General features: G+C 50.9%; 8 protein-coding genes. All 8 read right to left on the bottom strand.

Features of this window, described 5'->3' with window-relative positions; translation table 11 throughout:
- Positions 1-86: 86 nt before the first annotated feature.
- Positions 87-1,613: a GH39 family glycosyl hydrolase gene (locus tag ACYVGO_RS15105; RefSeq protein WP_460969992.1), complete on the bottom strand. Its 1,527-nt coding sequence runs from the start codon at positions 1,611-1,613 to the stop codon at positions 87-89.
- A 90-nt stretch (positions 1,614-1,703) separates the two neighbouring features.
- Positions 1,704-3,224, bottom strand: coding sequence for a GH39 family glycosyl hydrolase (locus ACYVGO_RS15100; protein WP_460969991.1), 1,521 nt, complete (start codon positions 3,222-3,224; stop codon positions 1,704-1,706).
- A gap of 83 nt (positions 3,225-3,307) precedes the next feature.
- A complete protein-coding gene (locus ACYVGO_RS15095) occupies positions 3,308-4,459 on the bottom strand; it encodes a hypothetical protein (protein ID WP_460969990.1) in 1,152 nt (383 codons plus the stop codon).
- Between the two features lie 49 nt (positions 4,460-4,508).
- Complete coding sequence (locus ACYVGO_RS15090; RefSeq protein ID WP_460969989.1) at positions 4,509-5,441, bottom strand: alpha/beta hydrolase; 933 nt, start codon at positions 5,439-5,441, stop codon at positions 4,509-4,511.
- A gap of 13 nt (positions 5,442-5,454) precedes the next feature.
- Positions 5,455-8,250, bottom strand: a complete 2,796-nt coding sequence (locus tag ACYVGO_RS15085; RefSeq protein WP_460969988.1) for a GH39 family glycosyl hydrolase — start codon at positions 8,248-8,250, stop codon at positions 5,455-5,457.
- Positions 8,247-8,945 carry an SGNH/GDSL hydrolase family protein gene (locus ACYVGO_RS15080; protein ID WP_460969987.1) on the bottom strand — a complete coding sequence of 233 codons (699 nt, stop codon included), beginning with the start codon at positions 8,943-8,945 and terminating at the stop codon, positions 8,247-8,249. Before ACYVGO_RS15080 ends, ACYVGO_RS15085 begins: the two co-directional genes overlap by 4 nt.
- Before the next feature lie 51 nt (positions 8,946-8,996).
- Positions 8,997-10,409, bottom strand: coding sequence for a RagB/SusD family nutrient uptake outer membrane protein (locus ACYVGO_RS15075; protein ID WP_460969986.1), 1,413 nt, complete (start codon positions 10,407-10,409; stop codon positions 8,997-8,999).
- Positions 10,410-10,423: 14 nt separating this feature from the next.
- Complete coding sequence (locus ACYVGO_RS15070) at positions 10,424-13,564, bottom strand: SusC/RagA family TonB-linked outer membrane protein (protein ID WP_460969985.1); 3,141 nt, start codon at positions 13,562-13,564, stop codon at positions 10,424-10,426.
- Positions 13,565-13,760: the final 196 nt, after the last annotated feature.

The following is a 13,760-nucleotide window of genomic DNA, read 5'->3' as shown; positions in this document are numbered from 1 at the left end:
TAAATCCCCTGAAGGGGACTATGTCTATGAGCGAACCAAGTCCCCTTCAGGGGATTTAGGGGTCGCGCGCGACTTTGGGGGTTAGGTTACCCAGTTACGTTACTTTTTTCCATAATTAGCATAGGGTAATCGTACAGCGGAAGCTGACGGAAAATCTGGGCTTCGGCACCAACCCGCCATTTGTCATTGTCGAATAGCTTCTCCTGATTCGGAATTTCGAGGATTTCACCGGATAGTAGGTCAACCAGAACCGGGTGTGTAAAGCCACGATCTTCCCAATCCCAGAGGAACAGGTGAACGCTGTCGGCGGGCGGGTTGTCGGCCGCTTTTTGGTCCGACCAATAGGCCAGCACCAGACCATTATCGGTGTTCAACGTAGCGGTGCAGACGCCTTCCAGACTCTTTTTCGTTCCATTGCCAAACGCCTGATATTCTTTCTCCGTCGCGGATTCCTTTCCCGACAACGTATTGACCGTAGCACTACGGGTATGTACGTCACCATGTACCAGACTACCTAAATGTTGTAGCGCCTTATAAGCGATTTTAGGCTTGATTTCGGGCTTCTGCCGCAGAATACCTTTGTAATTCGTGTTGCCTGATCCTTTTGGGTAATCGTGCAGATCGACGATCAGGAACCACAACGTCATGGGTAAGTTGAGCGAGCAATCGGTGAGCAATCGACGTAGCATGACTTTGGCCTGAATAGTTTCCGTCCAGGGCCCTTCGCCCGAAAACCCGGTGCTATTCGGATCAGATGGGAAGCCGTTTTCGCCCTGCCAGATCTTGATGTTCGGATTATAGCGGTCAATTAACTGGCGTAGTCCTTTCGTCCGCTCGGTATAAGCTTCGGGTACCGTCGTGTAGGGATGGAACGAAAAAATATCGATCAAGTCCGCTAATCCTGCTTTAAATAATTCCTGCACGTACAGAATGGGCATTCGCGAAACCACACCGCCGACAATGATGGCGTCCGGGTTATTTTTTCGGATCAACGGCGCCGTTTCCCGTACTAATTGCACGTATTTTTTAGGGTCGGGCTTATCTGGTTTCCAGAAACCCGACAGGTTCGGCTCGTTCCAGATTTCGTAGTGCTGTACTTTTCCTTTGTAGCGTTTGGCAACGGCAACCACAAATTTCTGCCAGGCTGCATTGGCCACGGGGTTGGCCGTTGATGGATAGAAGCCAACTTCGCCCTCCTGATAATTCGTGTTTCCATACCCCACGTTAAAGAATGGCTTTACACCCCGGCTCACCAAGCCATCCACGCTTTCGTCTAGCCACGCCCAGTCGTACTTGCCTTTTTCGCGCTCTACCCGTGCCCAACCCGTTTGCAACCGCCCCCATTTGACCGGCAGATCGTCGATCCAGGGATAGACTTCTTTCGGTTTCCACAGATCCCGATCAAGTGTTTCGCAGCCGATACCGAAGGGTGAGTTTTTGATTTCGGTTGGTTTTTTCAAACGAACGGTGCCGATTTTTTTCAACGGTGCAACTGTAGCGTCCTCACGCGCTGACGTTATCGTTTCTGCCAATCCTGATGTTGGATCGGTTAGTGAAGTCGATAACGGAAGGACGGATAAGGTCTTTAGAAAGGTACGACGGTTATTATCCATGATTGGTTTCGGTTTTACCCCTAAATCCCCTGAAGGGGACTTTGTCTAAGCACGAGCCAAGTCCCCTTCAGGGGATTTAGGGGTAATTATTCACACCACGTTACTTTTTTCCATAATCAGCATGGGATAGTCCTGCAACGGCAATTGCCGAAATACCTGAGCCTCCGCATCCACTCGCCATTTGTCTTTATCGTATATTTTTTCGTGTTCCGTCAATTCGAGAATATCACCCGAGATTGGATCGACCAGAACGGGTTCAGTAAAGCCCCGGCCTTCCCAGTCCCAGAAAAATGCGTGAATCGTGCGGGCCGCTGGTTGGTCGGCCGCTTTGGCTCCCGACCAGTAGGCAAAAACGGTTCCGTTATCCGTATTCAGAACCGCTGTACAAATACCGTCCAGACTCTTTTTTAACCCATTCCCAAACAGGCGATACTCTTTCTCGGTAGCGGGTTCATTACCGGCCACGGCGTGTACAATTGAACTGCGGGTGCGAACGTCGCCGTGAACCAGGCTGCCCAGGTGTTGCAGCGCTTTGTAGGCAATCTTGGGTGTAACCTCCGGCTTTTGCCGCAGGATGCCTTTGTAATTCACCTTCCCGGAGCCTTTTGGGTAGTCATGCAGATCAACAATGAGAAACCAAAGCGTCATGGCGATATCCAGTGAACAATCCGTCAGCAACCGTCGCAGCATGATCTTGGCCTGAATGGTTTCCGTCCAGGGCCCTTCTCCACCATAACCCGTGCTGTTTGGGTCGGATGGAAAGCCGTTTTCGCCCTGCCAGATTTTGAGTTTCGGATTGTGCTGGTCCAGCAATTTGCGTAGCGCTACCGTACGCTCCGAATACGATTCAGGGATGGTTGTGTAGGGGTGGAACGAAAAAATGTCGATCAAATCGGCCAGACCGACCTTCAGCATTTCCTGTATGTAGTAGGTCGGCATCTGCGAAACGACACCCCCTACGATAACCGCTCCAGGGCAGTTTTTTCGGATTATGGGTGCCGTTTCCCGCACCAGTTGCACATACTTTTGCGGATTGGGTTTATCCGGACTCCAGAACCCCGCCAGATTGGGTTCATTCCAGATTTCGTAATGCCTGATCTTGTTCTTGTAACGTTTGGTCAGGGCGGTCACGTAGCGTTTCCAGGCCTCGTTTGCTTCGGGCGAGTCCAGCGGATGATATCCAACCTCCCCCGCCATATAATTCGTGTTGCCGTAGCTGACATTGAAGAATGGCGTTACACCCCGACTTATTAAGCCATCTACACTCTCATCCAGCCAGGCCCAGTCATACTTCCCCTTTTCCCGTTCAACCCGTCCCCAACCCGTTTGCAGCCGTCCCCATTTGATCGGCAAACTATCGACCCAGGGATAGACTTCTTTGGGCTTCCACAGGTCCCGATCAAGTGTTTCGCAGCCGATGCCGAAGGGTGAGTTTTTGATTTCACCTGGCTTTTTCAAGCGAACCGTCCCGATTTTTTTCAAGGGGGCAACGGCTGGATTATCACTCGCAGGCGTTGCCGATTCTGCCAAGCCCGATTTTATATCCATTAACGAAGTCGATAACGGAAGCACTGAGAGTGTCTTTAGAAAATTACGGCGGTTGTTTTCCATACGTTGGTTTAGGTTTGAGCATTATCCCTAAATCCCCTGAAGGGGACTTTGCTTGTGCTTGAAAAAAGTCCCCTTCAGGGGATTTAGGGGTAATTCAATGGTTCGTTGAACACATTGCAGACATGTAATGAATGACTGTTAAAGTGATACGGGCCTTCATAGCCGGTGTCGCCGAGCAGGTGGCTTACCAGCGCGATGGAAAGTGGATAAAACCAGGAACCCAGCATAATGTGGGTGCGATTTGGGTCTTCGTCGCGTAGTTCCGCCCGGGCAGACGTTTCGCCTTCCTGCCAGATCCAGTGAGGGCGCGGCACCCAGTCTTTTGGCTGGCTATCCCGACGATGCAGCAACCAGCCAACGCCATCCGGGCTTTCATGCTGAAGCGCATGGGCCAGATAACGACGACAAGCCGCTTCAACATCGTCCCGACGATAGTCAGTCAATGAGGCTAGATTAACTAATTGATAGGCCCCATCGAAATCGGGGCAGTCAGAGCCACCCGGCCAGAACGAACCATCGGGTAACTGGCAAGCCAGTGTTGAATCGATGGAACGTTCCAGGTGCCGAAGTGGCCAACCTAAGGCGAAATAAATGGGCACGACGTGAATGGTACCAAATAAACCATTCGCGCGATCTGCGCCGAACTGCGTCCCCCAGTAACCGGTCTGGCTGTCCTGCAATTCTTCGAGCGCCGGAAACATCGCTTTCTCCATCAGCGAATCCACTTCCGATGCCCCAAACCAATCCCGCAGCGCAAACAGAGCCGTAGCGGCAGCCAACACCTGGTTACCTGCAGACCACGAATTACGCCAGTCGTAGTGTTTTACCCAGCGGTACAGCCGGTCGGCATCGAGCAGCGGCTCCAGGAAGCGAAGTTCCCGTTCGGGCTTACGATCGAGCATGCGGAGCGCCCAGATGTTCCCACGGGTGTAATGCCAGACGGGTTCCAGTTCGTCCAGCGTCCGGAAACGATTGAATTCCGAGGCTTTTCCTGAGAAAAAGCCCTGTTCGGTCTGCCGACTCTGGAATTGATTCGCCCAGCTATCCAGATCGGCGGCTGGTCGGTTCTGTAATTCACCAAATAAATCCAGCACATGGGCGGCATGATAGGAGCCGTAAAAGCTTTCGCCTTCGTCCTTTTCTTTGCGGTACACACCGGGTTTATCGCCAATTTTCATGGCGTTGACGAAGTTCAGCGATGCTTCCTTAATGCGTTGATAACCGGGCGTTTCCATCTTATTGTTAGTTGTATTCGGACTATAGTTTACGTATGTCTTTTCCTGATCAGGACCGATGTAAAAAGCCTCGATTGCGCAGCCAGATTTCCAGTTGCGTCATCCAGGAATCGGGTAGGTCAGGTTTGATGCCGAAGCCGTGACCTCCTTTTTCGTAGAGGTGTAGTTCGGCAGGTACATTCACCTTTTTGAGCGCTTCGTAGAAACGGATGCTATTACTGAATGTCACCGTCGGATCATCACCAGCATGGACCAGGAATGTCGGAGGTGTAGCGGCTGTTACGTGTTCTTCAGGTGAGTAATCGGCCAGTTGCCCGGCGGCTGGATGATCGCCCAGCAGGTTTTTTACCGAACCCTGATGGGCAATGTCGGGCCGGAAGCTGACGACAGGCCAGCATAAGACCAGAAAATCGGGCCGTAGGGCGGTGGTGTCTTTCCCCAGCTCAAACGCCTTTGTAAACCGGGTTGCTGCCATAGCGGCTACATGTCCACCCGCCGAAGAACCCAATATTCCCACTCGATTAGGCTGAAGTTGCCATTCTATTGCTCGCTGGCGCACCACACGAAGCGCCTGTTGAGCATCCTGAAACGGCCCCACTGTCCGATCCTGCATCAGGCCATCGGCGGGTAACCGATATGTTAAAACGAAGGCTGTAATGCCCCATTGATTGAGTCGCTGGGCGATGAACCGGGCATTTTCGGTATTCAGATTCCGGTAGCCACCACCCGGACAGATGATCAAACCTGTCCCATTGGGGGAGGCAGCCCGGTAAACGATCAATCGCGGAACAAGCACATGGGATACGGCTGTCAACCGTCCAGCCTCATCGTATGTCCGTTTTTCGGGCTGTTTAGTGGCCACCGAGTTTGGAACACCGTTTGGATACAAGGGCACTTCTGGCTCTTGCTGGGCCATCATTCGCCCAGGCAGCAGGATGGCTGCCAGCAGAAGATAGGGTATTCGTGCCCTTGTTGTGTTCATGACGCGTTAGAACTTATTGATTTTCAGACAGGCTAATGATCGATCGGTCGGCAATCAGAATGGGTGAATCGTAGAGCGGAATCTGACGAAATAGATTCTCCTTTTTCCGCCAGCTATCTTTCGGAATTTCATACACAGTTCCGGCAATCAAATCCACCCAAACCGGGTTTTTGAACCGGGCATTGGCAAAGGTGAGATCACACAGGATTTGCTCGTTGTTGTTGGACGGTACATTGTCTTTGATCCAGACCGTTACGGCCTGAAGCTGGCTGGCTTTATCCGCAAAGGCATATACTGATAGGCTGCTGTTATCCTCTTTTTTAGCCGAATACGGATACGTATCTAAGCGGCCCAGGCGGTCGTCGAATACCGAAATCAGATTCTGAAACGCGTAATAAGCGGGTTTGGCATAGGCCACGGTCATATCCTCTTTCGCTTGAAGCAATCCTTTATGGTTCCATTCCTGCGGGGTTTTGGCATCCATGATCGTAAAGCAGCACGACTCTTTATCATGGCCCAGATCGGTCAGCAGTCGGCGCAGAATGTGTTTTGATTGTGTCAGTTCCGTCCAGGGATAGTTGTTCATGGCGAAATTTTTATTCCACTCCGACGGGCAACCGGCTTCACCCTGACGAATCCGGATTTTCGGAAGACCAGTGCTCCGATTGTATTTGGCCACAACCTTCTCCAGTTCGATCTCGGGTTCCCGGTTGTCGGGATTTGCAATGTGCCGATGATGACTAATTTCGTCTACTAAATCGAGCTTACCTTTTTCCTTAAGGATTTTCAGTACGTTATCGGCGAATTTGTAATCGACTCCACTGCCGAGGGCAAACGCAATAATACGTGCCTTAGGTTGTATTGATCGGACGGTTTCGGCGCTCGTAATAAAGAAGTCGGCATAATCAGGAATGGCAATCTTATAGTTTGGTTCGTTCCAGATTTCCCATTCAGTTACCTTATCGCGGTAGCGATTGACGATGGCGGCCACGTAATTCTTCCAGCCTTCCAATGCTTCGCCCGAGTAGGGAATTGCTGCATTCAGCGTAGTACCGCCCCCGCCCGAATAAATGGGATTACCGTACGACAGATTGATCCAGGGCGTTACGCCTTGTTTCACCATGTCGTTCACAATCTCATCCAGCCACGCAAAATCATACTGTCCCTTCACCTTCTCGCACTTCGCCCAGCCCGACTGAATGCGCGCTTTTTTGACACCGAGTTTGCCCAGATAGTCTTTCCAGTTGGCGTAAACCGTGTAATCCCGGTCCATGTATTCGGCCCCCACCGACCAGTTAGACGAACGAATATCGCGTGACTGTTTTGGGGCTAGTTTTCCCAAATAGTTAAAGTTCGGATTGGCCGATTGACCCGTAGGCGTTGTAAGCGATAACGCCGATTTTTCGGCAATTACCAGGGGATAATCCACCACCGGAATGGCGGTAAATGTGTAGCTATTGCCCGATTTTTTCCAGCCGCTTTTCGGGATCTCATACACACGTCCTGTGATCAGATCGGCCAGAACAGGCATAGTAAATTTCCCTTCGATCGTTACGTCGGTCAACTTCGGCTCATAGGTTTCGGCGGGTCGCGCTTCACCACTCCACAGCGTAATAAGGCTGCCCCCATTTTTCCGGTGGCGGTACTGAAAAGCGGATACGGTTGCCTGGCTGACAGTCGGTCTGGCTTTATCAAGAAGCTCAAGCTGGTCATCGAACGTAGTAAATACGTGTTGGGCCGCTTTGTAGGCTAGTTTAGGCCGGTCGATGGTTTTGTCGGGGTTGGTTTTTAGCAAGCCTTTTGTATTGACACCCGTCATGTGGTCGCCCGCTGCGTAGTGAATATCGCTGATGGTAAACAGGTTGGTTGCGATACCCCGGCCATGATCGCCCAGCATTCGGCGTAAATCCCATTTGGCCTGGCTAAGTTCGGTCCAGTCGTACTGTCGTAGTGCCCCGATAGTGACGGCACTTGCCGTTGACGGAGCACCGTTTTCGCCCTGCATGAAAATAACGTTTGGATTATACCCCCAAACCAGTTTGCGCATTTCTTCGATCTTTGGGTACGATTCATCAGGATTCGCGGCATAGCCGTGATAGGTTAGAATGTCGATCAGATTGAGCGCGTTTTCCTTTTTGAGCCTGTCCAGGAAAGGTTTCATGAACGTCTCGCGTGGCACCCCGGCCATACCCAGCGCAATCAGTTTGGCATTGGGCTGAATCGACTTCACCAGCCTGGCCGTTCGGATGTAAAATACAGCCACTTCGTCGCCGGTATTCTCTTTATTCAGATCCGGTTCGTTCCAGATTTCCCACTCCGGCACCTGAGCTTTATAGCGATTCACGATGGCTTTCACCCAATTGTCCCAGGCCGTGAGTCCTTCCTCCGACGTTGGAATCCGGCCGCCTAACTTCGGCTCGCCACCACCCGCGTAAAGCGGGTTGCCATACGACAACTCGACCCAGGGTGATACGCCCCGTGCGTGAGCATCCGGGATAACGGCATCGAGCCAGGCAAACTCATACTCACCCTTTACTTTCTCACACTTGGCCCAGCCGCCCTGCAATCGGATACGTTTAGCGCCTAATGGCCCCAGATACGGTTTATAGGACTGATAATCGGTGTAATCGCGATCCAGGGTTTCGCCCCCAATGGACCAGGTTGAGGCATTGATTTCTTTCGCTGATCGCGGACGCAACTGCCCGATCTCCCGAAAACCTTTGGGTTCGGGAGGAGCCTGGCCAAAAGCTGTTGGCAGGCTTATACTGAGAAGACTTACAGCGAGAATAGAGTGATTGAGTAGGCTCATTTTCGTTTAGGCGTTAAGGGAAGCAGGCCTTGTAAAAAACCAGCGATGTAGCCCGCCTGTAATTGCATAGCCGAATCATCGTAGTGCACATGATCCACGAAATGCTCGCTGCCCAGACTCCGTGTGAAGGTGTACAGGTCAATGATCGAAACGCCATGTTTCCGCATTACGTCATCCGCAATGGCATTGTAGGCATCCAGATCACGGGCATACCGTTTGAACGCTTTCGAGCGGGTGTTATGCCGTTCGTCCTCCACCGAAGTGGTACGCATCCATACCAGCCGGATATTCCGTTTATGAAGCAGTTGATAAATGGCTTCCAGGTTTTTGCGATAACTAGCCGAATCTACCTGAATCGCGTTCGTTTCCGGATTTCGTTTAATGTCGTGCAGGCCACAGTTCAGGAGCAATACATCCGGTTGAAAGGACTTGTCGGGCGCTTTCAACTTCAGGTATTCCAGTACCATACGGGAATCCCCCCCGTTGGCTCCGACGGGTACGTCCAGATTTTTGGCGGCCTGTCCATCATCACTTTTCCGGTCGTACTGCCAAACCCCCTGTACGTATTTTTCCAGGAATGGCCCGTATCGCATCGAAATACTGTCGCCAATGACGTATAAATTCGGCAACGATGGAGCAGCACCGAGGAGCAAATAAGCAAGCAGGACAATGGGTATGATTTGGGGAAGTTTCATAGAAAACAAGCGTTATAATCGGAATCGACTGCGAGCTGATTGAGCATAAACTCAGTAACCCGGATTCTGCTTCAGGCTTTTATTTAAATCAATCTCCCGCTGTGGAATCAGAAATAGCGTGTTGAAGTCCTGAACTTTAAGCCCTTTCGCGTTCATAACTGTAACGTACCGGCCCGTCCGAACCAGATCGAACCAGCGCTGATTCTCAAAGGCAAACTCAACCCGCCGTTCCTGCTCGATGGCCAGTCGGAAACTGGCCTGATCCGCGGCTTTCGTATCTGCCAAACCGGCTCGCTTACGGACCTGATTCAAATAGGTTACGGCCTCCGGATTAAAGTCCACTTCGTTGAGCGCTTCTGCATACATGAGCAGTACATCGGCGTACCGAAGCACGGGGAAGTCGATATCGGAATCGCTGGCTAAGGCACCGAACTGAACGTATTTGCTGACGTAACGCTGATTAACAAGTTGCCCGGTAGCGTCGAGATAGGACGATTTCATCGAGAAGCTTTTGCGCTGATCACCAGCCTCGTAAGCCGTTTCCATATCGGCCGTTGGGTACCGCATACTACCGCCGGTAATGCGGGCTCCTTCACTGGCCTGCACAGGTCCGAAACCGCTTCCCTGACCTGTATTGCCCGATTTATATTGGACGTTGAACAGGATTTCGGCGTTCGTTGGGGTAGCGTAGCTGAACACATCGGCGTATTTCGGTAATAGTTGGTATTTACCCGACGTGATGACTTCTTTTAATTTGGCAGCCGCCGTAGCCCAGTCTTTACGCGTCAGATACACCTTACCCAGCAGGGCCTTGGCTGCGCCTTGTGGCACCCGCCCAATATCCGCAGTTCCGTAGGAAATCGGTAGCGCTTGTTCCGCACTTTGCAGGTCGCTGATGATCAGCTTATACACGTCCTCGGCTGGTGTCCGGGTTAAACTGCTGGCGCCATCAGGGGTTGTAATTTCAGTAGTGATCAGCGGAATATCCCCAAACAGGCGGACCAGGTCGAAATAGAACAGGGCTCGTAAGAACTGCGCTTCGCCTTTGTACTGCATTTTCAGGTTATCCGCAATTTTGGCGCTTTCAATCCGGGTCAGGATAGCATTGGCGCGGCTGATACCTCGGTAGTGATCCCGCCAGGCCGAGAAGATAATGTCATTGAGCGAGGTATAGGTATGATCGACGAACTGAAAATTATCGACGTTAACAGCCTGTCGGGTGTTTACGCCAAAGTCGGTGTTATCAGTCGATACTTCACCCATCCAGTACAAGGATGTGCCGTATACGCCCGACAGTTTGAGCGCATTATAGGTACCAACAACCGCATTATTAAAGTCGGCGGCCGTCTGATAAAAATTGGTGGTGTTCCGATCCGTTTCCGGCGTGAGCGACAGAAAATCGTCGTTACAACTGGCCAGCGAAAGCAGACTCAATAGCGGTATAAAAAGATGCTTGATTTTCATGATAAATGGGCTGGCTAGAAGGTGAGACTTAAACCAAGCGTGTAGGAACGAGAGGGTGGATACCCCAGGTAATCAATGCCGGAAGCCAGCATATTGTCGCCCGAGTTACTGATCTCGGGATCGTAGCCAGGATATTTTGTGAAGGTGTACAGGTTGTTGGTGGTCAGATAAACCCGTCCGCCCTGCATCCCAATCCGTTTCGCCAGATTTTGCGGCAGATTGTAATTCAGCGTTACGTTCCGAATCCGCAGATAAGATCCGTCGAAGTTGAAAAAAGAGCTGTAACGCAGGTTGTTATTCAACGCGCCCCGGATAATGCGGGGAGAATTGCCATTGCCGGGTTGCGAGGGCGATTTGTAGTAGTTTTCGATGACTTCGGCGAGGTTGTTCTGTACGCCATGATACCCACGCACAAACACGGCACCCGCCCAGAATACGTCTTTGCCCTGAACACCGTTCATCAGAATGTTCAATGACCAGTTTTTATAGGTGAACGTATTGTTGAAACCGTAATAGGCTCTGGCCTGCGGATTCCCCAGAATGGTCCGGTCGGCGTCGCTGATTACCCCATTCCCGTCAATGTCTTTGTACATGAAATCGCCGAGCTTAGCCCCCGTTTGTTTAGCATGCGTTGATAGCTGTTCCTGGGTCGTGAAGATACCTTCAACCTGGTGGCCGTAGAAACTACCGATGGGTTGGCCTACCTGCGTGATGCTGACATCGCCCCGGCCACCGTCGGAGAAGAGCTGTTCACCTTCCGTACCGAGACGTAGCACTTTGTTCCGGTTGAAGGTGATGTTGAAGCTACTGGTCCAATTGAAATCGCGCGTGGCGAGCGGTTTGCCCGACAGTGCCAGTTCGACGCCTTTGTTTTCCAGTTCGCCGATATTGACCCAGGCGGAGGTATAGCCCGTTGTCGACGGAATAGCTTTATTGAGGAGCATATCCGTGTTACGGCGGTTGTAGTAATCGCCAGTGAATTGCAGACGACCATTGAAAAAGGCCAGGTCTAGACCAATATCCACCTGCTTGCTGGTTTCCCAACCCAGGTTATTATTTGTGAAACTTGCTTGCGATAGTCCCGGAACCTGCGTGTTACCCAGCACATAATTGGTTGCCGACAGTAAGCCCAGGTAGCGATAATTGCCAATGGAGTTGTTACCGGAAAGCCCATAACCGGCCCGAATTTTGAAATCGTCGAATAGATTCAGGCTTTTCAAAAAAGGCTCTTCTGATAAGCGCCAGCCAACGGAGAACGAAGGGAACGTACCCCAGCGATTCGCCGAACCAAACCGGGACGAGCCATCCGAACGAACGGTCGCGGTTACCAGATAGCGGTCATTATAGGCGTAGTTGACCCGGCCGAGATAAGACATCAGCGACCACTGTCCTACGCTATAGCTACCACCCGTAATCTGTCCACCATTGATATTTTCGAGGAGGTCATCGGCGAAGTTCGTAGCGTTCGTTGTGGTTGCGGTTCCGGTTGATTTCTGGATGGTGAAGCCACCCAGCGCATCGATGGAGTGAGCGCCAAAGTTTCGGCGGTAATTGAGCGTATTTTCATTCAGCCAGTTCACATCCGACGAATTGACGATGCTGGCGGTGGCTGGTGATACGGAGGCACTCGTCGATAAGGTCGACGGTTTAAAACTATTCGTTGTGAAGTAGTTAAAATCCGTTCCTACGCTCACTTTGAACTTAAGGCCTTGGATAATCTCATATTCACCAAATAGATTACCCAGTATCCTGAATTGCGAGTTGGTGCTTTTGTACTCGTTAGCGGTTTGAACCGGATTGGGGATAGCCCCCATCCCTAGGTTTGTCAGGGCATTGGTATTGCCATAGGTACCGTCTGGATTGTAAACCGGAATCATCGGAGGCATAGACAAAGCCTCGGCTACAATATTAAAATCGCTGTAGTGGCCTGACGATGGTACGTTGTCGGTGGCCGTATACGTAGGTGCTAAATTCATGCTGACCTTTAACCGGGGAGTAAGCTGACCGTCAAGATTGATGCGGGCTGAAAAACGCTCAAAACCGGAGCTGATAAGAATCCCTTTCTGGTTGAAATACCCGCCTGACATAGCATACCGTAACTTATCATTGCCGCCCGTGGCGCTGATCTGATAATTCTGGATGGGAGCTGTACGAAAAATGACCTTTTGCCAGTCGGTATCCACCTTTGGGAGATTGTTCAAGTCCTGCCATTCTTCCGGTATCCGGTAGGAAGTAGACCGTACGCTGTTAGGGTCGGTGATTTTAGCGTTAGGACCGCCATTGTCGAGCCACCCATTGTTATGCCCTTCAATGACGAATTCAGCAAATTGCCGGGTGTTCATCATCTTTAGCAGTCGGGCGGGTTGCTGAATACCAGTATAGGCATCTACTGTAATCTGCGCCTTGCCTGATTTACCACGCTTGGTTGTCACAATAACGACGCCATTAGAGCCCCGTGACCCATAAATAGCCGTGGCAGATGCATCTTTCAGCACTTCTATGGATTCAATATCACCCGGATTGATGGTGTTCAGCGGATTCCCCACGCCCGCATTGTTGATTGGAAATCCATCGACGACAAACAAGGGGTCATTCCCACCGGACACCGAACCGATACCCCGTACCAGAATATTGGTGTTCCCTCCCGGTGCACCCGATGTGGAGGAAATCTGTAAGCCAGGAACCTGCCCCTGCAACGCCTGATCCAATCCCGAAACGGGCAGTCGCTGAATATCTTTAGCGGTGACTGAAGCTACAGCCCCGGTCAGGTCTTTTTTCTGCTGCGTACCATAGCCAATGACGACCACTTCGTTCAGGGCTTTATTGTCTGGTGCCAGCTGAACATTAATGACTGAACGATTATCAATAGCAACTTCCTGACTCGTATACCCAACATACGAAACAACCAGCGTTGCATTTCCAACCGGTACCGATAGTCGATAATCACCTTTGGCGTCGGTGGTGGTACCGTTACTACGGTCCGCCGATGCGGTATTCTTGACAAGTACAGTAACACCCGGTAGGGGCTGCCCCGATTCGTCGGATATCCGCCCTGCAACTGTGTTGTTAGATTGGGCTAGCAATTGGCTTATGGTCAGAAGCCAGCTCAATCCTAACAGCCAGGCTCGACTTCGATAGAGTGAAAGGTTATGCATGAGAGTTTAGTTATTATTTATCATTGATAAATTAATATTTATCAATGCAATACTATATTCTAACAGGGTATTTGTCAACTTTTTCACTTATTATTTTTTTTATAGAACTATTCTCATTTGATCCACTACTCGAATAATTACAACCTACTCTATTTTTACCGCCAGTATCCTTAATTTGTACTTAGAAAAGTACAAA

The organism is Spirosoma migulaei (genome assembly GCF_054776855.1).
The sequence above is the reverse complement of the archived record's forward strand: the minus strand, read 5'-3'. Positions and strand labels throughout refer to the sequence as shown.

Excerpts from the sequence above, each read along its gene's own strand:
- ACYVGO_RS15105 (WP_460969992.1), bottom strand. The coding sequence starts at position 1,613 with ATGGATAATAACCGTCGTACCTTTCTAAAGACCTTATCCGTCCTTCCG.
- ACYVGO_RS15100 (WP_460969991.1), bottom strand. The coding sequence starts at position 3,224 with ATGGAAAACAACCGCCGTAATTTTCTAAAGACACTCTCAGTGCTTCCG.
- ACYVGO_RS15095 (WP_460969990.1), bottom strand. The coding sequence starts at position 4,459 with ATGGAAACGCCCGGTTATCAACGCATTAAGGAAGCATCGCTGAACTTC.
- ACYVGO_RS15090 (WP_460969989.1), bottom strand. The coding sequence starts at position 5,441 with ATGAACACAACAAGGGCACGAATACCCTATCTTCTGCTGGCAGCCATC.
- ACYVGO_RS15085 (WP_460969988.1), bottom strand. The coding sequence starts at position 8,250 with ATGAGCCTACTCAATCACTCTATTCTCGCTGTAAGTCTTCTCAGTATA.
- ACYVGO_RS15080 (WP_460969987.1), bottom strand. The coding sequence starts at position 8,945 with ATGAAACTTCCCCAAATCATACCCATTGTCCTGCTTGCTTATTTGCTC.
- ACYVGO_RS15075 (WP_460969986.1), bottom strand. The coding sequence starts at position 10,409 with ATGAAAATCAAGCATCTTTTTATACCGCTATTGAGTCTGCTTTCGCTG.
- ACYVGO_RS15070 (WP_460969985.1), bottom strand. The coding sequence starts at position 13,564 with ATGCATAACCTTTCACTCTATCGAAGTCGAGCCTGGCTGTTAGGATTG.